This is a genomic window from Psychrobacter sp. SC65A.3 (genome assembly GCF_025642195.1).
Lineage (GTDB): Bacteria > Pseudomonadota > Gammaproteobacteria > Pseudomonadales > Moraxellaceae > Psychrobacter > Psychrobacter cryohalolentis.
On record NZ_CP106752.1, the window covers coordinates 2,548,555 to 2,569,897 of the forward strand.

Annotated in this window: 18 protein-coding genes, 1 tRNA gene and 1 other RNA gene; 6 read left to right on the plus strand and 14 right to left on the minus strand. The window is 42.6% G+C overall.

Translation table 11 applies throughout. From position 1 onward, the window contains the following. Positions 1-22: 22 nt before the first annotated feature. From era to coaD, 11 genes are all read right to left on the minus strand, one after another. A complete protein-coding gene (gene era, locus OEG80_RS10800; RefSeq protein ID WP_442792468.1) occupies positions 23-1,039 on the minus strand; it encodes a GTPase Era in 1,017 nt (338 codons plus the stop codon). 305 nt (positions 1,040-1,344) lie between these two features. Next, a complete protein-coding gene (gene rnc, locus OEG80_RS10805) occupies positions 1,345-2,142 on the minus strand; it encodes a ribonuclease III (protein WP_020442714.1) in 798 nt (265 codons plus the stop codon). Between the two features lie 153 nt (positions 2,143-2,295). Further along, entirely contained in the window at positions 2,296-2,691 is a 396-nt protein-coding gene (locus tag OEG80_RS10810; protein WP_263240791.1) for a DUF4845 domain-containing protein, read from the minus strand. A 159-nt stretch (positions 2,692-2,850) separates the two neighbouring features. Further along, positions 2,851-3,753: a signal peptidase I gene (lepB, locus tag OEG80_RS10815; RefSeq protein ID WP_263240793.1), complete on the minus strand. Its 903-nt coding sequence runs from the start codon at positions 3,751-3,753 to the stop codon at positions 2,851-2,853. 79 nt (positions 3,754-3,832) lie between these two features. Continuing rightward, positions 3,833-5,629, minus strand: a complete 1,797-nt coding sequence (lepA, locus tag OEG80_RS10820) for a translation elongation factor 4 (RefSeq protein WP_011512733.1) — start codon at positions 5,627-5,629, stop codon at positions 3,833-3,835. A gap of 408 nt (positions 5,630-6,037) precedes the next feature. Continuing rightward, positions 6,038-6,114: transfer RNA gene (locus tag OEG80_RS10825), tRNA-Met, on the minus strand. 175 nt (positions 6,115-6,289) lie between these two features. Beyond that, positions 6,290-6,653, minus strand: an RNA gene (gene rnpB / locus OEG80_RS10830) — RNase P RNA component class A. Between the two features lie 66 nt (positions 6,654-6,719). Then, positions 6,720-7,439, minus strand: coding sequence for a dethiobiotin synthase (gene bioD, locus OEG80_RS10835; protein ID WP_263240796.1), 720 nt, complete (start codon positions 7,437-7,439; stop codon positions 6,720-6,722). Positions 7,440-7,441: 2 nt separating this feature from the next. Beyond that, positions 7,442-8,737 (minus strand): adenosylmethionine--8-amino-7-oxononanoate transaminase, encoded by a 1,296-nt coding sequence (gene bioA, locus OEG80_RS10840; RefSeq protein ID WP_263240797.1) that lies wholly within the window; start codon positions 8,735-8,737, stop codon positions 7,442-7,444. A 3-nt stretch (positions 8,738-8,740) separates the two neighbouring features. Next, positions 8,741-8,989: a YfhL family 4Fe-4S dicluster ferredoxin gene (locus OEG80_RS10845; protein WP_011512730.1), complete on the minus strand. Its 249-nt coding sequence runs from the start codon at positions 8,987-8,989 to the stop codon at positions 8,741-8,743. 71 nt (positions 8,990-9,060) lie between these two features. After that, positions 9,061-9,573: a pantetheine-phosphate adenylyltransferase gene (gene coaD, locus OEG80_RS10850; RefSeq protein ID WP_020442709.1), complete on the minus strand. Its 513-nt coding sequence runs from the start codon at positions 9,571-9,573 to the stop codon at positions 9,061-9,063. 254 nt (positions 9,574-9,827) lie between these two features. On the opposite strand from coaD, the gene smpB reads away from it, so the two are divergent. Beyond that, positions 9,828-10,304: an SsrA-binding protein SmpB gene (gene smpB, locus OEG80_RS10855; RefSeq protein WP_011512728.1), complete on the plus strand. Its 477-nt coding sequence runs from the start codon at positions 9,828-9,830 to the stop codon at positions 10,302-10,304. 104 nt (positions 10,305-10,408) lie between these two features. On the opposite strand, the gene rarD is transcribed toward smpB, so the two are convergent. Beyond that, positions 10,409-11,419, minus strand: a complete 1,011-nt coding sequence (gene rarD, locus OEG80_RS10860; protein WP_263240799.1) for an EamA family transporter RarD — start codon at positions 11,417-11,419, stop codon at positions 10,409-10,411. Positions 11,420-11,673: 254 nt separating this feature from the next. On the opposite strand from rarD, the gene OEG80_RS10865 reads away from it, so the two are divergent. The 5 genes from OEG80_RS10865 to OEG80_RS10885 all read left to right on the plus strand — a co-directional run bounded on the left by OEG80_RS10865 (position 11,674) and on the right by OEG80_RS10885 (position 17,981). Continuing rightward, positions 11,674-12,141, plus strand: a complete 468-nt coding sequence (locus OEG80_RS10865; protein WP_263240801.1) for an Lrp/AsnC family transcriptional regulator — start codon at positions 11,674-11,676, stop codon at positions 12,139-12,141. 191 nt (positions 12,142-12,332) lie between these two features. Further along, on the plus strand, positions 12,333-14,780 hold the full coding sequence (locus OEG80_RS10870) for a YgiQ family radical SAM protein (protein ID WP_263240802.1): 2,448 nt from the start codon (positions 12,333-12,335) through the stop codon (positions 14,778-14,780). Positions 14,781-15,114: 334 nt separating this feature from the next. Further along, positions 15,115-15,525, plus strand: a complete 411-nt coding sequence (locus OEG80_RS10875; protein ID WP_263240804.1) for a hypothetical protein — start codon at positions 15,115-15,117, stop codon at positions 15,523-15,525. 273 nt (positions 15,526-15,798) lie between these two features. Then, positions 15,799-16,329, plus strand: coding sequence for a hypothetical protein (locus OEG80_RS10880; protein ID WP_263240805.1), 531 nt, complete (start codon positions 15,799-15,801; stop codon positions 16,327-16,329). A gap of 77 nt (positions 16,330-16,406) precedes the next feature. Further along, entirely contained in the window at positions 16,407-17,981 is a 1,575-nt protein-coding gene (locus OEG80_RS10885) for an RNA-directed DNA polymerase (protein WP_263240806.1), read from the plus strand. An 80-nt stretch (positions 17,982-18,061) separates the two neighbouring features. Here OEG80_RS10885 and ligA read toward each other — a convergent pair whose 3' ends face one another. Both ligA and OEG80_RS10895 read right to left on the minus strand, forming a co-directional pair. Further along, entirely contained in the window at positions 18,062-20,137 is a 2,076-nt protein-coding gene (gene ligA, locus OEG80_RS10890) for an NAD-dependent DNA ligase LigA (protein ID WP_263240808.1), read from the minus strand. A gap of 179 nt (positions 20,138-20,316) precedes the next feature. Next, positions 20,317-21,339: a cell division protein ZipA C-terminal FtsZ-binding domain-containing protein gene (locus tag OEG80_RS10895; RefSeq protein WP_149408849.1), complete on the minus strand. Its 1,023-nt coding sequence runs from the start codon at positions 21,337-21,339 to the stop codon at positions 20,317-20,319. Positions 21,340-21,343: the final 4 nt, after the last annotated feature.

Sequence of the window (21,343 nt, forward strand, 5' to 3'; positions counted from 1 at the left end):
AAGAGAGTGGCTATTAATATTTTTAATAGCCTAAACTGGTCAAAGCTCGCTCGTCATCCGACCAACCGCGCTTAACTTTTACCCATAGCGTTAACATGATTTTTTTATCAAACAGATGCTCCATATCTTTACGAGCATCCATACCGACTTGTTTGATACGTTGCCCTTTGTCACCAATCACAATCGCTTTTTGCCCGCTACGCTCGACATAAATAGTGGCATCGATAAAGGTACAGGCTTTACGTGGACGACCAGTTTTTGGGTCAGTATGAGCCGCTTCATCTTTAAAGCCGTCAATTTGTACCGTTAAATCGTACGGTACTTCATCACCGGCACTGCGCATGATTTTTTCACGAATAATTTCACTGGCTAAAAAACGCTCTGAGCGATCGGTGATTTGTTCTGTATCATAAATTGGCGCCGCGACTGGCAAATGTGATGCGATCACTTCTTGCAGACGATCTAAGTTTTGATTCTTTAATGCAGAAACTGGGACGATATCAGCAAAATCAAAGCTGTCGTTAAAGGTTTCCATTAACGGTAAAACGCTGCCTTTATCTTTTAAGGTATCGGCTTTATTAATCACTAAAACCACATTTAAATTGGTATCACCAAGCTTCTGTAGAACCAGTAAATCATCGTCACGCCATTGATCAGAATCAACGACAAACAATACTAAGTCAACATCTACCAATGCAGAGACGGCCGCTTTATTCATGCGTTCATTGATAGCACGTACTTCATTGCGATGAATCCCGGGGGTATCAACAAATACTGCCTGCATCTCATCATTAGACAAGATACCGTGGATACGATGACGCGTCGTTTGTGGTTTACGTGAAGTGATGGACAGCTTTTGACCCAATAAATGGTTCATCAGCGTTGATTTACCGACATTTGGACGACCAACAATAGCGACGTAGCCAGTTTTAAAACCTTCAGCAGCAAGCGCGCCATTATTTGGTGAAAAGAAATCTTCGATTGCTGAATCGTTATCTACTGCATTGTTTTCTGTTTCGTTGATTTCTACTTCACTCATTTCTATTGCATTGTTTGTACTTATGTTTAGGTCAGTATTTTCGGTCATATTTGTGGCATTATCTTCATTGTTTAATGGCAAGTCAGTGTGATTGCTCATAGGGTAATCCTGTGGAGGTTATCGTCAGTCAAACTGCTGTATGCACATATGACATAAAACAGCAGCACTGTTATCAAGTTATGAATATTTGATGTTGCAATACTAATTCGTTAAAGAATGAGCATTTTTAAAATATAGAAATGATAGTGTTGAAGGTATTACTATCAAGTCAGCAATATAAAATCAGAGTAATATTACAAAAACCATTAGCTGCGTTTTTTTGGCACACTTGGCAGCTTATGAAGTTGGTTAATCATCAATTCAGCCGCTTTTTGCTCAGCAATACGGCGGCTTTCACCAGATTCGGTAATATCAGGACAGTTAAGAATGTTTACCTGACAGCGTACCACAAATATTTGATGCGGGGCATTACCGCGTGTTTCCATTAACTCATAATGTGGTAAGTCAAATTGCTTCGACTGCAGCCATTCTTGTAAACGGCTCTTGGCATCTTTTAGGGCTTTTTGGTCATTGACATTATCAATCAAATCACCATACCAAGACAATACACATTCTCGTGTGATATTCATATCTTGACTGTCTAGATAAATAGCACCAATCAAGGATTCGACGGCGTCCGCCAATATAGAAGCACGATTGCGTCCGCCACCTTTACGCTCACCCACACCCAATATTAGCTGATTAGACAGCTCTAGATTTTGAGCGATAATGACCAAGGATTCTTGCCTCACGAGCGTCGCTCGCATACGGGTCAGACGACCTTCATTTTGGGTTGGATAACGATGATATAGCGCTTCACCGACTATCATACCTAGTAATGCATCACCCAAAAACTCTAAGCGTTCATAGTTCTTTTTACTATCAAACGAGCGATGCGTGAGTGCCAGCTTAGGTAGACTTAAATCATTAAACACATAACCCAACTTGCGCGTTAATACTGCTAAGCGTTGAATAAATTCTGAGCTAATAACAAGCGTGTCATCAGACAGGCTATTTTTTGGTGGGTTAGGAACCGCCTGAGGATACTGCGAAGTTGGTTTCATGCGTGGCTTATGATTATCCCTTTTGTTGTACTATTTAAAGTCATTAAATAGTAACGTTTAAAAATATTAAATACAAAAAACCAGCTCATAAAGAACTGTTTTCTAGAGTACTGGCTTGTTAGATCGTTGCTGCTCGTATTTTAGAAAATCGAATTACTCTGCTATTGTAGGATCGATATCGCCTTCAAAGCGATTCACAATATCAATATTTCCAAAGAGCGTATTGGTTTTTTCATATTTTTTATAGATAGCCAACTGACCTGTTTTTTTATCTTTAAAGGTAAATACATCCTCTGCTTTGGTATCGTAATCAGCATTGATAGACAACTGCTTATCAACACGCTCGACGAACTGCTTGGCAGTCTCTTTCTTGTTATTAGACTCTTGAAGCTGCGCACTCAAGGTTTTGGTCAGTTGATAATCGCCAATTTGTGCTGGCACAATGGCAACAATCAATTTAACAGCAACACCCAAAGCGATGATAATAAAAGCGATACTCGTGACACTAGCACCACGCTGTGTAGATAAGCCAGATAACTGTTGCACCATAATACCTCTCAACGAAAAATAGCTATATTTGTAATGTATCTAGCTTAGAAAACACTATTTCTTAGTGGATGTTTATAAGCTAAATATCATTGCATTGAATAGCCATAATATTAGCACAAAACGTTTGTCGGTAAATATATCTATAGAACATTGATGTCATTAATCGATAGCACCATTACGTTTAAAAGTAGGTAGCTGTAGACCTGGCGGCTTATGCATCCAAATATATACTGCTTTTCCTGCTAAATTATCATCAGGAACAAAGCCCCAAAAGCGTCCATCTGCACTGCGATCACGGTTATCACCCATGACAAAATACTGACCTTCAGGCACATTAATACGCCATTCACTGCCTTCTGAGCTCACCACTTCTGGCGACTGTTGCTGTAAAAATGGCGCATATTGCGAGCTGTTCATACCATTCAAATAACGAACAACATACTCATGCTTACCTTGAGTTTCTTTAAAATATTTTGCGTCGCTTTCTTCTTGCTGACCCATTACAGCAGCATTCTCTTCTGTCAGCATTTGACCCGGAGCAACTTCCCCTGACGAATATAACTGTGACGTCAGCTCTGCATTGGCGTCAAAATCAATGGCTTGAGTAGCAACAGGCACGTCATTAATCGCAATTGTGCCTTGATTATAACTAACCGTATCACCCGGCAGACCAATGACGCGCTTAATATAATAAATACTTGGGTTCTCTGGATAACGAAAAACGGCAACATCGCCATGTTCAGGCGTGCCAGTATCGATTACTTTATTATAAGTCAGTGGCAAACGAACACCATAAGCATACTTATTGACGGCAATAAAGTCACCCGTATATAGCGTTGGCACCATCGAGGACGACGGAATATTAAACGGCTCAATTAAAAACGAGCGCACAATTAATACTACCGCCAGCACGGGGAAAAAATCATATGCCCAGCGTACCAGCAAGCTCTCTTTACCGCGACCCCGTGTTTTACGCTGTTTCAGTGTCAGCTTATCTAATAGCCAAATAATACCCAAACCTATGGTTAATGGCACTAAAATCAAATTGAAATCAAAATCCATACTTAATTGCCTATTAGCGAGCTACTTATCCAATGATGACATCCGTAAAAACAGCAATGATGATTCATTTATTAATAATCTAATCTACCTGCAATACGGCTAAGAAGGCTTCTTGTGGAATCTCGACGTTACCCACTTGCTTCATGCGTTTTTTACCGGCCTTTTGCTTAGACAGTAGCTTTTTCTTACGCGAGACGTCACCGCCATAACACTTAGCCAAGACATCTTTACGCATGGCTTTCACAGTACTACGCCCGATAATTTGGCTGCCAATTGCCGCTTGAATAGCGACATCAAACATTTGACGCGGAATCAGCTCTTTCATTTTGGTTACCAGTGCGTTACCACGGTAGCGCGACTGAGTTTCATGCACAATCATAGCAAGCGCATCGACTTTGTCGCCGTTAATCAGCACATCAACTTTAACCAATTTATCGACCTGATAACGCTCAAAATTATAATCAAGTGAGGCAAAACCACGTGACACTGATTTTAGACGGTCAAAGAAGTCCATGACCACTTCACCCATCGGAATATCAAAAATGAGCTGCACTTGACGACCCATAAAGCGCATATCGACTTGAACTCCGCGGCGCTCAATACAAAGCGTCATCACGTTACCGAGATAATCCTGCGGTACTAAAATCTGACAACGAGCAATCGGCTCACGGAACTCTTCGATATTATTCGGTTCAGGCAGTCTTGATGGGTTATCAACATAGATAATGCTGCCATCTTTTTTCACAATCTCATAAATAACTGAAGGCGCAGTAGTAATCAGATCCAAGTCATACTCACGCTCTAGGCGCTCTTGGATAATCTCCATATGCAGCATACCGAGGAAGCCACAACGGAAACCAAAACCTAGCGCGTCTGAGGTATCCGGCTCAAAGAACAATGACGCATCGTTAATTTGCAGTTTTTGCAGTGCTTCACGGAACTTTTCGAAGTCGGTAGATTCTACAGGGAACATACCAGCATACACTTGCGGCGTAATCTGTTTAAATCCAGGAATACGATCGACGTCAGGCGTACTGGCATGAGTAATCGTATCACCAACTGGCGCTCCTGCAATGTCTTTAATACCCGCAATAATGAAGCCCACTTCACCCGCTTCCAAGATACCCGTATCTAACGGCTTCGGGGTAAAGACACCAATTGATCCGACTAAATGCGCATCTTTGGTCGATTTAATATAAAGTTTATCACCTTTTTTTATCGTACCTTGGCGTACACGTACTAATGAAACCACGCCTAAATAATTATCAAACCATGAGTCAATGATCAACGCTTGCAGCGGTGCATCACGATCACCTGTTGGCGCAGGAATAAATTCAACCAGTGCTTCGAGTAATTTATCAACGCCGAGACCAGATTTTGCCGACACACGCGGCGCATCAACAGCATCAATACCAATAATGTCTTCAATCTCTTGAATCACCCGCTCAGGCTCAACTTGTGGCAAGTCAATTTTATTTAAAACTGCCATGACCTCAAGACCTTGATCGACCGCGGTATAGCAATTAGCAACCGACTGTGCTTCAACGCCTTGCGCTGCATCAACAACCAATAGCGCGCCTTCACAAGCCGCTAAGGAACGAGAGACTTCATAAGAGAAATCCACGTGACCAGGCGTATCAATAAAATTCAGCTGATAGCGCTCACCATTTGGATGGTCATAATACAGCGTCACCGACTGCGCTTTGATCGTGATACCACGCTCACGCTCAATATCCATCGAATCGAGGACTTGCGCCTGCATCTCGCGATCTTGCAGCGCGCCACACATTTGAATAAAACGATCAGCAAGGGTCGACTTGCCATGATCAATGTGGGCAATAATAGAAAAGTTACGAATATTGGCTAATGCAGTCACAAAGCGCCTACTAAATAATGGAGGATTGAATAACGAATATAAATGCTGTCAGATGGCAACAATAGAATACTTACTCATAGTTAATATCGGTCAATACACCAATATCACTACATTAAGCAAACCGTATTGTAGCAAGTGAAGTGCCTACAGCGCTGATTATTAGTTATAACTACGCGCAGGCACGTGAGGGTATTCTAGCAGTTTTCCACTATAAAGTAAGTGGATTTTGTCAGCAAGCCTTGGTTTTATAAATGAAGGTAAACAAGTAAGCTTTAAATCAAGAATATTTACTTCGTTAGATCTGATATAGATTCTATGAGTAGCTATTTATTTTCAGCCATAAAATAGGCAAAAAAAAACCAATCAAATAATGATTGGCATTTTTAATGTTACAGGTCTTGCTAAAAATGGTGGCGATGAAGAGACTTGAACTCTTGACCTCACGATTATGAGTCATGCGCTCTAACCAGCTGAGCTACATCGCCATTTTAGGCTCGGTATTATGCCGATATGAGTGACTTACGTCAACCCTTAAAAGGCATTTTTTGCAAAAAAATTGAATTAAATTCAAAATAAGCGCAATTTTAAAACACCAAACCGGTACTGCTGTGCTTCTTTAAAGATTAGCTAATAAAGAAACATGTTTAAAACATTGCTAAAAAGGTTGGTAAACCGATAAGCCGGGTTCTGTCGTGGACAATCATTCCTCTAGGCGTATCATCGCTAATACGCTCAAGCAACCTACCCGCATCGAACGCGGGCCGCGCCATGCCGATGCCTATTTGGTCTTGCTACGCGTGGAGTTTACCATGCCGTGAACTGTTGCCAGCCACGCGGTGCGCTCTTACCGCACCCTTTCACCCTTACCGATAGTGTCAGACACTAAAGGCGGTCTACTCTCTGCTGCACTGGTCGTCAAGTTACCCTGCCCAGCCGTTAGCTGGCACGCTGCCCTATGTAGCCCGGACTTTCCTCCCCTGCATGTCTGTTACCAGTGTGCAGCGGCGATTGCCTAGTCTACCAAGCGCGCTAGTATAGCAAAATTCATATTGCTTTCGGAAAGTTTTTTTGGCTTATTTTTAGCGGTGATTTATACAAAGTTTTGGGGGAGTATAAAATCTGTATGACTAAACCCATTATCTTCTTGTACAGGTAAGGCCACCCAATGCGCCGTTGGATGATGCTCAGCTAAATAGTTTTGCAAAAATTTTATCGTACTAGTTGCTATCTGTTCATCCGTCTGAGCAGCATTGTCGTGAATATGATTATAAATTACGCTATGAACGTCTAGACCACGAGATTTGATCGTCTCTAAGCTAAGCAAGGTATGGTTAATACTACCAAGCCGACCTGATGTGACTAGAATAACGGGATAGCCTTTATCGGCAATATAATCCAAAGTTAATAATTGCTCAGTGATGGGCACTAATAAGCCACCTGCCCCTTCTAAAAGCACCACATCATAATCCGCTTGCAAAATTTTTGTAGCGCTTGTAATCCCATCAGTATTAAGAATTTCATTAGCAAGTGCGGCGGATAAATGCGGTGACGCCGGTTTCTCATAACGATACGGGCAAGTGGTTCTATCAATATCACACGGCTGTAGCGGAATCCCCATCAGCTGACGATGGGTAATAATATCATCGGCAATTCCCATTTTTCCGCTAATTAAATCTCTTGCGACGCCCGTTTGCACCAGCTTTTGGGTAATGACATTAACGCCGTGCTGCATCAGCGCTTTGGCAATCATACCGGTTGCATAAGTTTTGCCGATGTCGGTATCGATACCAGATATAAAGAGCACGCTCATCATTAATCCTTTCGCGTTAAATAACTACTGACCACATTTAATAACGCTTTGCAAAGAGTGGTAAGTTCATCATCGGTAATCACATAGGGCGGCATAATATAAACCAATTTCCCAAAGGGTCTGACCCAAATGCCGTTTTCAATCAGTAAGGATTGAAAGACTGGCATATTAACGGCTTCTTGCAGCTCAATCACTGCTACAGCACCCAAACAGCGTACCTCAGCAACGCCATTTAAACTCACAGCTGGCGCAAGTTGCTGCTCCATGACAGATTGCATATTTGCTGTACGCGCTTCAATATCATAGGACAGTATTAAATCAATCGACGCACAAGCAACGGCACATGCCAGCGGGTTGCCCATAAAGGTCGGACCATGCATCAGTGACGGGTAATCACTTTGGCTAATGGTGTCAGCTATTTCTCGTGTAGACAGGGTCGCGGCAAAAGTCATATAACCGCCGGTCAGTGCCTTACCAATCGTCATAATATCAGGGCTAATAGCAGCATGCTCGCAGGCAAATAATTTGCCACTACGCCCGAAACCGGTGGCAATTTCATCGGCAATTAATACCACGTTATGTTCATCACACAATTGGCGTAAGAGCTGCAAATACTGAGGACTATAAAAGCGCATGCCGCCTGCGCCTTGGATAATCGGCTCGATGATAAATCCAGCAAGCTGGTTGCTATTTTTGACAAAAAACTCAGTTAATGCCTCACGCTCACTTTGGGTTAAGTCACGCTCAAATCCCATTGGTGGCGCTGCGACAAAGTGTTGCATCGGTAATTGCTTACCATAGAGACTGTGCATACCATTAATAGGGTCGCAGACACTCATCGCATGCCATGTATCACCGTAATAACCTGAATGGGTCGAGGCAAACTGCTGCTTGGTTGGACGCTTGGCAGCAATTTGATATTGCAATGCCATCTTAAGCGCAACTTCTACCGCGATACTGCCACTATCGGCATAAAATATCGCATCCAGTCGGGCAGGCACAATTGACAGCAGTTTTTTGCCCAAGTCTATCGCTGGCTGATGGGTTAAACCACCAAACATGACGTGCGCCATTTTGCCCAATTGTTCAATCATCGCCGCATTCAATTTGGGATGATTATAACCGTGCACGCTTGCCCACCATGACGACATACCATCAATCAGGCGCGTACCATCTTCAGTAACGATATAAATACCTTCGGCACGGTCAATCACGATATTGGGATAAGTCGGTGGTAGGCTGGCATACGGGTGCCAGAGATGTTGCTGATCAAAATCGTTGGTTGATACAGTTGTCATATTTTATTGACCAGTAATGCGCTTGTATTTAGACATCAAATCACTTTCGGTTTCGATATGATTGGGATCATGAGGAATACAATCGACAGGGCAAATAACCACACATTGCGGCTCATCGAAATGACCGACGCATTCGGTACATAAGTCAGGGTCGATTACATAGATATCATCGCCCTCTGAGATGGCTTCGTTTGGGCAGGCAGGCTCACACACATCGCAATTGATGCATTCATCCGTAATTAACAACGCCATAGACTGCTCCTTTTTTTCTATCAGGCATTTCTATTTATTAAGAAATACGCAATCTAACACAGATACGCGACCTATTTATTACCGAGCTTTTGAATAAAAGCTTCAGAGACACAAGGCGGCACAAATTTTGTCACATCACCGCCGAGCTTAGCAATTTCGCGAATCATGGTCGACGAGATGAATGAGTAATTCTGCGAAGGCGTCAAAAATACGGCTTCAAAATTTTCATCAAGCTCGCGATTCATATTGGCGAGTTGAAACTCATATTCAAAATCTGACATCGCACGCAAACCACGCAAGACAGCAGTGGCATTCTTTTCGCGCATAAAATCGACTAGCAAGCCCTCAAAGCCTATGACGGATACCTGCGGCAAATCAACAAATACGGTCTCGACCAAAGCCACACGCTCTTCAAAGTTAAATAACGGCTTTTTATGATGACCAGATGCCACTGCAATCACCACCTCGTCAAATAATTTGGTCGCGCGCGTCACTAAGTCCACATGCCCATTGGTAATGGGGTCAAAGGTGCCAGGGTATAGAATCTTGGTATGCAATTTTGAAGAAGTAGCAGAAGAGCTCATAGCAGGACCAATGTGGTTGGTGATAAAATAATAAGCTATATGCTAGCAAATTTTATCCAAACTTAATACTTATCTGCTACATTTGTCCTAACAGCGCGGCTACATTTGCAGCGGAAGCTTTGTTACAATAGCCAGTTCGACTCATCTGTTTAGCATTTATAAAAAATAACTCGCATTTAAGGGTTAGGATGAGGAATTAGTAAGACTAGAAATATAGGGACAAGACATATTTAAGCAGTCCTTATGGAGACATTATGTCAAAAAAATCAAAAAAACCGGAAAATCAAATTTGTGCCAATAAAAAGGCTCGTCATGAGTACTTTATTGAAGAGACATTTGAGGCAGGTCTGTCGTTACAAGGTTGGGAAGTTAAAGCCATTCGCGCGGGCAAAATGACCATTACGGAAGCTTATATTATTTTTCGTAATAATGAGGCATTCCTATTTGGCGCGCATATTCAGCCGTTGCTATCTAGCTCGACGCATGTCAGCCCTGATAGTATCCGTACCCGTAAGCTGCTGCTTAATCGCCGCGAAATCGAAAAGCTAATGGGTGCAGTCAACCAAAAAGGCTATGCCTGCGTGCCATTATCCTGCTATTGGAAAAACTCGCTGGTAAAATGTCAAATTGGCTTGGCACTGGGTAAAAAACAGCATGACAAACGTAAAACGCTTAAAGACCGTGATTGGGAACGTGATAAGCAGCGTGGTTTTAAGAAGGATTTAGATTAAAGCCCTCTTTCAACAGATTGGGGTTAATCTTAAAAAAACGGACGATTCAGCATAATGTTGAATCGTCCGTTTTTATTTGTTCAATCAAGGTTACTTATTAACTTTCAAACAACTGGCGCAGTCTTTGTCGTTTGCGATTGTTTATGAGCACTGCGTAATTGACGTACACCATGCCCAATCAAACAAGCTATCCCGATCCAAATAAGACCATAACTATAAATCATCGCCGATTCAAAAGGATTGCCCAAAACGGTTATTGCTAAGATAAATAGTAATGCTGGCTCCAAATAACTCATCATACCATAAACGTTCATTGGCAGCATTTGACTGGCATCGACGTTGGTTTTCATGGCCAGCACGCTCATAACGCCGAGTCCTACCAGCATCGCAATAAAGAACCCAGAGCCGCTGACTAAGCTTAAACTACTTGGGGTAATAAAAAATAAGTACGCCAAAGCAAATGGTGCGAATATCGTTAAATCAACCAATAACCCAGTGACCGCGCCAATACCTTGCAAACGGCGCAAAATATAATAAACAGGATAAGTACCGCACACCCATAGCGTTGCCCACGAGACGCTTTGCGTACGTACAATCTCACTGCCGACTCCAACTGCGGCAAAAGCAACCGCCCACCATTGTAAGCGACTTAGTTTTTCACCGAACAATACGCATCCAAACACCACCATCATGAGCGGAAATAAAAAATAACCCATAGCAGTTTGTACGCCCTGCCCATTGACGGGTGCCCACATAAATAGCCAAAACTGACTTAAGAATATCGGTGTAGGCAATAGCAACCACGCCCATTGTTTAACAGAGCCTAATGCTTTGAGTTTATCCATATGCAAACCTAAACGCCCGCTGATAAGCAAATAGCCTATCAGTGCGGCCCACATCGCTAGCATCCGCCAGATAAAAACTTGTGTCCCTGATAACGGTGCTAAAAAACTGCTATAAGCATATAGCACGCCAAACAATACGTTGGATAAGACTGCTAGCGCTACACCCATCATTAAAGTGCGCTGCTGCACGCTGCCTTTCGTCCACATTGCTGGCATCGGGAAACGTGACAAAGTCGACGCTACAGTATTGGTTAGGGTTGAAGTAGACATAAAGCACCTTTATTTGCATGAGCAGCGAAAACACTATTTGATAGAGATTATTATCGTTTTCTAATATATAAAGCTTAGTTTATAGCCAGTGGTTGCGAAAAAATCTCTATATTTATCTTAATGTGAATATATTTATCTTATAGTTACCTATATTACTAATAATTTATTACTTTATGATTTATAGTGACAATACTTCTATAGTAAGTGAATTGTAATCATCCTCTGTTAATGTCTCTACCTTAAAGCGAAACCCTATGAATCAGCCACTAGATAAGATCGACAAGTCCATTTTGAATTTGATGCAAGATGATGCGACATTGCCTTTAAAAACCCTTGCAGAACATGTCAATGTGTCTATCGCTACGGCTCAACGTCGTGTGCAAGCGCTGATAGACAATGGGGTGATCACTAAGCAAGTCGCTATAGTAGACCCTCATAAGGTTGGTTATAGCTTGACGGCGGTGGTGATGGTAGAGATGGAGCGCTCCAATAACTCTATGCAGCATCGATTTGAGCGTTTGATGAATGCCCAGTCGCAAGTGATGAGCTGTTATGAAGTATCTGGCGATGCTGACTTTATGCTTATGGTGAGTGCTAAAAATATGAAGGATTATCATCAGTTCACTCGCAATTTACTCACTTACGAAAATAATGTACGTAATTTTAAGAGTCAGTTTGTGATGAACTTTACTAAGAGTGGTACGAAGATTTATTTAGATTGATAGCTGCTTTTTGCCTAATTGCTATCCATAGATTACTCTGCGCTATCAATAACTTATCGCTAATACGTTTATTACATCATGAACGTTATTCATGTTAAAATGAGCGCCTTTAAATTAGCCATCAACTACCGTTATCTATAATGGCTATTATATATATGCATTTTTTCTGATTTTCTGATTAAGGTTATCCCATGTCTGCCGATACCATCGCCCGCACCGCCTTTAAACAAGGCACCAAACCCCTTTACGACTACGACAAACATTGGGCAAGCTGCTACGAGCCTGCGCCTTATTTGCCGATGAGCCGCAAAGAGATGGATGAGCTTGGCTGGGATGCCTGTGACGTCATCATTATCTCGGGCGATGCTTATGTCGATCACCCAAGCTTTGGTATGGCGATTATCGGGCGCTTACTAGAATCACAAGGTTTCCGCGTCGGTATCATTGCTCAGCCAGATTGGAAGAGTAAAGATGCCTTTATGGAACTTGGCAAACCTGTCTACGCTTATGGCGTGACGGCGGGCAACATGGACAGCATGATTAACCGTTATACGGCTGATCGTAAGATCCGTAGTGATGACGCTTATTCGCCGGGTAACGTCGCGGACAAACGTCCTGATCGCGCCGCCATCGTATATAGCCAGCGCTGCCGTGAAGCCTATCCTGATGTGCCGATTATCTTAGGCGGTATCGAAGGCAGCCTGCGCCGTATTGCGCATTATGATTATTGGTCAGATAAAGTACGCCGTAGTATTTTGCTTGATGCCCGTGCTGATGTTTTATTGTATGGTAATGCTGAGCGCGCCATCGTCGATGTGGTACATGGTCTATCCAAAGGCTATAGCTTTGAGCAAATGAGCAATTTGCGCGGTACAGCTTACTTGCTCACGCCGACGCGCCGTCATTGGCAAGCAGGCATGACCGAAGTTGCTAGTAATGATGTCGATACCGTTGGTCGTGTTGATCCGATTATCAACCCGTATGTGATGACTGAAGATCTTGACCAATGCTCAATCGAACAAGATAAGCCTAGCGCCTCTCCTGTTGGACAATCAATGTCAGGAATGTCAGGGCAATATCCAGGATTCGTGTCTGAACCAGTGACCAATAAAATCTTGAATACTGACCAAGTCGATGAAGAGACGCAAGTTGTACAAATGCGTGGCTTTACTAAACCGATGACAGCACGTAAGCACAAAATCAAAATGCCACCGCGTGAGAAAACCGTCATTCGCTTGCCTGATTATGAGCATGTCAAATCTGACCCTGTGCTTTATGCTCATGCTAGCCGTATCTTGCATCTTGAGACTAATCCGGGTAATGCACGCGCATTGGTACAGCGTCATAGCAGTGGCGCCGGTAACTCACATACCTCTATCGATGTGTGGCTCAATCCGCCACCGATTCCTTTATCGACGGAAGAGATGGATTACGTGTTTGACTTGCCATACGCTCGCCTGCCGCATCCAAGTTATGGCGATGCGCGTATCCCTGCTTATGACATGATTAAGTTTTCGGTCAACATTATGCGTGGGTGTTTTGGCGGTTGTACTTTTTGCTCTATCACCGAGCACGAAGGACGCATTATCCAAAATCGCTCAGAAGAATCTATCCTACGTGAAGTCGAAGCGATTCGTGATACTGCTCCGAACTTTACCGGTGTTATCTCTGATCTTGGTGGTCCAACGGCCAATATGTATCGTCTAAACTGTAAAGATGAAACTATTGAGAAGAATTGCCGTAAACCGTCTTGCGTTTATCCTGATATTTGTGAAAACCTGATTACCGATCACAGCAATTTGACTCAATTGTACCGTAAAGCGCGCGACATTAAAGGCGTGAAAAAAATCCTTATTGCCTCTGGTCTACGTTATGATTTGGCAATTAAAGATCCTGAATATGTCAAAGAATTGGTCAGTCATCATGTCGGTGGTTATCTAAAAATTGCCCCTGAACATTCAGAAGAAAACGTTTTATCGAAAATGATGAAACCGGGCATGGGTAATTATGACAAATTCAAAGCCATGTTTGAGCAATACAGCCAAGAAGCGGGCAAAGAGCAGTATTTGATTCCTTACTTTATCGCCGCCCATCCGGGTACCAAAGATGAAGATATGATGAATCTTGCGCTATGGCTAAAAGGCAATGGCTACCGCGCTGACCAAGTACAGGCGTTTTACCCAAGCCCAATGGCTACCGCGACCACCATGTATCACACGCATAAAGACCCACTGCATAAAATCAGCCGTGACGAAGGTGATATGGATATCGTCAAATCAGGTAAGCAGCGCAAATTGCACAAAGCTTTCTTACGCTATCATGATCCAAAAAACTGGGTAATGCTGCGTAAAGCCCTGCAAGATATGGGGCGCGGTGATTTGATTGGTAAAAATCGCGGCTGCTTAATCCCGCCATTTAATGCCAGCTTAGAAGGTCGTGATGCGGCGCAAGACAGCTATCAATCAGCGCGTAAGAAAAACAGCCGTCTGGGTAATGACTCGGTGAAACGTAGCAATAAAACAGCTGACAGCTGGTCAAATAAAGGTACTTCGAGCAAAACTACTGGCGGCAAAAAGAATGTGAGTAAAGGCAACTTCCAAACTCAGCATACCGGTCTACCACCACGTAAAACCAAGTAATCAAATCATCAATGATCGGCTGTTATACAGTGGATCAATAATATCTATTGGCTAATACCTAATTAGATAAGCGCCTATCAGCCACACGTTGATAGGCGCTTTTTTATTTGATCTTGAAATTGATTATGCTGCTTGCTGAAAGTAAGCAAATCAGAAATTCATTAAGCATCCTTAAATCAATCGTTACAGTAATCAGTGTTTAAGTAACCAAGTGAACACGTAACAAACAATTTCTAACATTCTATAAAGTGAGTTTTCGATACTATATGCGCTATATGCTTAACGCATAGTTAATAACAAATACACGATGATTTTTATATTTTTGGAGAATGCTATGAATACCCTAACCAAACTTGCTACCGCTCTACCTGCGCTTGCCCTACTAAGTGCATGTGCGACTACTGCTCCTACTACGCCAAGTACACCTGCTTCAGAAAGCGTGACTGACGCCGCTTATGACCGTATGGCACCAGCACCTTATACCTGTACTGATGGCAGCAAAATCTTGGCAAAGCAGTCAATCAATAAGAAGCAAGTAATGCTAAACGCCACCTTGCCTAAAGTGAAATGGGCAGAGCAACCGATTATCTTAAACGGTATTGTACAAGGTGATGTCGCAAGCTATGTCAACGACTCAAACCCAGAAGCCACCTATGCATGGCATATGAAAGGCGACAAAGGCATCTTTGCTATGAAATGGGCAAATGGTAAAGAATACCAAGTAAACTGCCAAGTAGGTAGATAGTTATTTCAGTTTAATCATTCATTAATAATGATAAATCTATAATTGTTAAGCTTAGCATTACTATAAACAGTCATCGAAAGATGGCTGTTTTTTTGTGCCTCCTCTGTTAAACGTTTTATAGAAAACTCATCTTCTTATCTGACTTGCTAGAATAAGAAATTGCTAGAGTGAAAAGCATCCTTTTTTGCATTTCGCTAGAGAAGCACACAGAAAGCTGTCAAAATAGCCCCTCTATCAAAACATCTCATGACTTATCATAAAGGGGATACCTCGATGCCAAAGCGTCTTATACCTATGCTCATCATTACGACTGCCAGTATGTGGGCGCTGACAGGCTGCAATAATAGCACGGAGACTACGGTTAAAAAAACGGATACGGCAGTATCAACGACAGACTCAGCGGCAGCAAATACGATAGATTGGTCAGTCATGGATAGTGGCGAAAAGCCAGCCGCTCTTGCTAACTATCAGTATCCGTTTGCGCTCGATAGCCAAAATGTCCGTGACTACGCAGAGTATTTCGATGTGGATAATGCCACTGCACAGCATAATCTGACCGTAAGTATGGCAAGTAATGAGGCGCTATCAAAGGCCTTGGATCAGCTGAGTGACAGCTATGTCTCACATGAGCTGACCGATGATAAAGACATGACACTGGTCATTCATACCACACCTGATGTCGCTGCCAGCAGCTATGATTATGTGCTGTCTGATGACTTTGCTAAAGGATTGGTATTGCCCATTGAAATCAAACCTGATGGTAAGAAAGGTGATGTGAAGGCGCATGGGGAAATGGCGGAGTAGAGATTAGGTTTTACCGCTCTACGTTAATAATGATTAAACTAAAAAAAATTATATAGATTTTACAAACAAGGAAGTCGATGTTTAAATCATATTATCAACACCATCATTCACTTAGCCCAGACGAAGTTTATGAGGGTTTATTAAGTTATGGAATGTTTAGCGACAACTTACCATCCTTCTTACAATCTGTTGATTTTTTTGCTTGGTGCAAAGTACAGAAGCAAGCTACTTTTCAGAAAATGGAAACTACTCCCGTCTATTATGAAAGCATAAGAAATGTAAACATACCAAGACTTATTACAATCCCAAATCCTATAGCATATAGAAACCTCTGTTTTAATTTGAAAAATAACTGGAACGATATTCTATTACACTTCCAAACCTATACAGGTAATCAAGATTGGAAAGTAAGTAGAATACACATAAGAAAAACTAAAGAAAATAAGAAGATCTTAGTCTTAGGAAAATATGACACATTAAAAGTTGTAAACCACCAAATAGATAAAGAACAATTATTCGACATGGGTTTTTCGGACTACAAGGAGGACGATGACCCATTATTAAAGTTTAAAATAAAATCAAGATTTCAGGCACATGCAGATATATCTAACTGTTTTGGGAGCATATATACACATTCTTTAACTTGGGCAGTTGCTGGTAAAGCTAATGCAAAAGTCACCCGTAGTGGATTTTGGTTTAATGAGCTAGATACGCTTTTGATGAATACAAACAATGGCGAAACACACGGTATTTTAATAGGTGCACATGCATATAATTTAGTGTCTGAAATTATATTAGTAGTAATCGACTATCAACTAGCCAAAAAAGGTTACAAATTTATAAGGCATATTGATGACTATGTTTGTCTAACAAAGAGCTATGAAACTGCAGAGAATTTTTTAGCCGACCTGTCTAATGAATTGCGGAAATTCGGTCTAATTCTTAATGGTAAAAAAGTTTCTATAGAAGATTTACCAGCGACAAAAAGCTCAAGTTGGATTGTTGATATTTCTAACCACCCAGTAAGTTTAATAAACTATCTCAATTATAATGTAATGGTTAATTATTTAGACTTTCTATTAAATTTACTTAAGAAAAATGATGATGACGCTACTATATTAAACTATGGTATAAAGGTTATAACTGGAAAACGTGCTTCTGTTAATGCTGTTGAATACCTTATTGATACGGTGCATCATTTAGTTATGATTTACCCATACCTTGTAGGTTTGCTTGAGAACAAGCTATTCGAAAGATATGAAGTGAATGTTTCTACAATCAAAAATATATCTGAGAATCTTCTTCATTATGGTACCGAGCGTAATAGTTATGAGCTTGTAGCATACTCAATATACTTTTCATTGAAATACGAATTTGAATTCGATATAAAATCTTCTCTACTGGAAAAAGTTGGCAATCTAGATGACTGCTTGACGTTATTACTTGCCTACTTGTACGATAAAAAGAAATACGGAGCCCGCAGCAAGGCTGTTAGACAGCATAAAATAGTAGCTAAACATCTGTATAATAATAATGAAGATGATTATTGGCTATACTACTATGAGGTTCTACCAGCTAATGATCTAAAAGATTATTGGAGTAAAATGAAAAAGGACAAAGTTAGTTTCTTAAAGAAAGTCTTCAATAGCTAGAATAGTTGCCTTTTACAATAAAATAATGGTGGGTTTCGCTATCAAAAACCCACCTTACCGTTAAAAGTCTATACTTTTACCTACTCCCCAACCATCGACAAAAACTCGTCCTCACCTACCACTTTGACGCCCAGTTTTTCCGCCTTCGCCATTTTCGAGCCAGCCTTTTCACCTGCCAGTAGTGCGGTGGTTTTAGCAGAAATGCTACCTGAGACTTTTGCACCCAGTGCTTGTAGTTTGGCTTTGGCTTCATCGCGTGCCATGCTGCTAAGCGCGCCTGTGATCACCCACGTTTGCCCATCAAGAGGTAAGTCACTAGCAGATTTTTGCTCGACCTTATCCCAGTGCACGCCTGCCTCGCGTAATGCCGTGATGACTTCGATATTGTGCGGGGCGCGGAAGAATTTATAGGTAAGCTCAGCGGTGATTTCTCCGACATCTGGCGTTTTTATCAAGGTCTCTATATCGGCACTCATGAGGCTGTCTAAATCGCCAAACTGCTGAGCAAAACTCTGTGCCGTGCCTTCACCGACACCACGAATACCCAGCGCATAGATAAAGCGAGCGAGTGTTGTATGCTTACTAGCTTCGATAGCACTGAGGATATTCTGTACCGACTTTTCGCCCAGCTTCTCAAGCGTAATCAGCTCGTCTTGATGATTGTGTAACTGATAGATATCAGCAACGGTCTTGACCAAACCATGCTCAAAAAAGCTGATGAGCCAACTTGCGCCTAAGCCATCGATATCCATCGCTCGACGCGAGACAAAGTGAATGAGCGCCTCGACCTGCTGCGCGGGACAAAATAGCCCACCGGTGCAACGCGCCAATGCTTCATCTTTGGGCAGCACCACTGGCGAGTCGCATACTGGGCAAGTCGATGGCAACTTAACGGGTTCAGAGTTTTCTGGACGCTGATCTGTCCAAACGCGGGTGACTTTAGGTATCACATCCCCTGCACGATGGACGCTGACCATATCGCCTGCACGCACATCCAATCGCTGAATCTCACCAAAGTTATGCAAGGTAACATTACTGACGGTGACGCCGCCGACTTTCACGGGTTCTAATTTACCAACTGGTGTAATCGCGCCAGTGCGTCCGACTTGCCACTCGATAGTATGCAAGCGTGTCATGACGGTTTCAGCAGGGAATTTATAAGCAGTTGCCCAGCGCGGCTCACGCGATAAAAAACCAAGCTGTTGCTGCAACGCCAAGCTATTGACCTTAATCACCATGCCATCAATCTCGAACGGCAGCTCGCCACGTGTCTCTTTTACCGATTCATAATAGGCTTGAGCCTCACGTGGATTTTGCACTACTTCCACCGCACTGACGGTAAAGCCAATGGTTTTTAGCCAAGCAAGCGCTGCCGATTGGGTTTTGATATGCTCAGGTAACCCTTGATTGACTGAATAACAGTAAAATGCGAGCGGACGGCTAGCAGCAATGGCGGGATCTAGCTGACGTAAACTCCCAGCAGCAGCATTGCGTGGATTGGCAAAAGTCTTTTCTTCTTTTTCGGCTGCTAAGCGATTGAGGCGCTCAAATCCCGCCTTGGGCATGAGCACTTCACCGCGCACTTCTAACAGCGGAATATCAGTGGCATCAGCAAGCCAAAGCGGCAAGTTACGAATGGTTTTGGCATTTTGGGCAATATCCTCGCCCGTTTGACCGTCGCCGCGCGTGACCGCTTGAGTAAATTTACCGTAGACATATTTGAGTGATACCGCCAAACCATCCAGCTTTAGCTCCATCTCATACTCTGGGCTTTGCTGAGCGACGCTTAAGCGGTCATTAACGCGGCGCATAAAATCACGCAAATCATCATATTCAAAAACGTTACCAAGCGATAGCATAGGGATATCGTGGGTCACTTGCGTAAATGCCGATAGCGGCATATCGCCGACTTGATTGATTGGGCTGTCTGGCTGTACCAAATCGGGATATTGTTCTTCAAACTCCAATAAAGAGCGACGCAACTGATCGTATTCGCTGTCTTCTAAGATGGGATTGTCGAGCACATAATAGGCATAATTGTGCTGCTTGAGGGCATCAATAAACGTGCGCATTTGAGCCACGATAGCATCTTCGTTTGCTGCAGATTTTGCAGTATTGATGTCTTTAGAGGTAAGCGGTGCGATAGGGTCAGTCATAGTCGGCGTCTTTTTTTTGCAATTCAAGATGTCGATATGATAACAAGTTTGCAAGATACTCGGATAAACTTTTAATGAAAATGAATGGCTAGGAAAAGTAAAAAGGCAAACAACGTTATCGCTATTTGCCTTTTTTAGTACTGATACTATTTATCGATTTTAATCAACTTTGGTAGCGATCAACCTTCATAATCGCGCACTTGGTTGCGTAGCTGTTGCTTGTATTCAGGCGTGATTGGGTCGTTCTCTTCATCTAGCATCACAGCGTCCAAATCGCTTGCCATCATATAAGCGATGCTCATCATACTGTCGAAACTGCGCAGCGCTTGAGGATGCGGCAACGATAAGAAGACCACCACGCCGTTATAGTTATTGGTCGCCACGCTATGCGGATCAAAAGGCGCGATACCACTATCGGTGATGCCCATCATACTAAACCATAGCATACCGGTGCCGTCTTTTTGCTCATAGCGATGGAACATATTCATCGCGCCATAACGCAGACCATATTTATCGATCAATGCCAATAAATCACGACCGCGAATCAACGCTGCTGGACGGTCACGATATTGGTGCGGCAAGATGGTGATATTGATATTGTCTTTGGCATTGATAAGTGGTGCATTTTGCGTATCATCGACTGGCTCTGATAAATGCTGATCAAGTATCGGGCTATTATCATTGAAACTTGGCTCTTCTGCCGTATCAATAGATGGCATCAGGCTGTCGGTTGCCGATACCAAGCTTGAAAACGCATCAGGCTCTTGTTCGATATTCATTTGCTCAGCAGCAGAGGTAAATTCGCTATTATCGTTATGCTGCTCTGCCTGCCAGCGCGCATAATCTTCATCATTTACTTGGCTATAGCTATCGTTTACATCGCTACTGACATTATCGTATCCAGACATCAACTGTACATCGTCTTGCTGACGCGCTTGGCTCAAAGGTGCATCTTCAACGACTGCATTCAGATAACTGCGGTCAGGCGTGATACTGGTTTCGCCAGCGATCGTGTCGTCTAAATCTGGCTGATCGACGATATTGCGCTCATGACGCGGTATGATAGGAATACCGTTTTTATCATAATTGACCGCGGCAGCTTCTGCATTTTTGCGACGCTTAAAGCTACGCATGACCATAATTAGCCCGGCAAGCACAATCAATGCAGCAATGGCGATCAATATAAACTGAATAGCGGTCATGAGA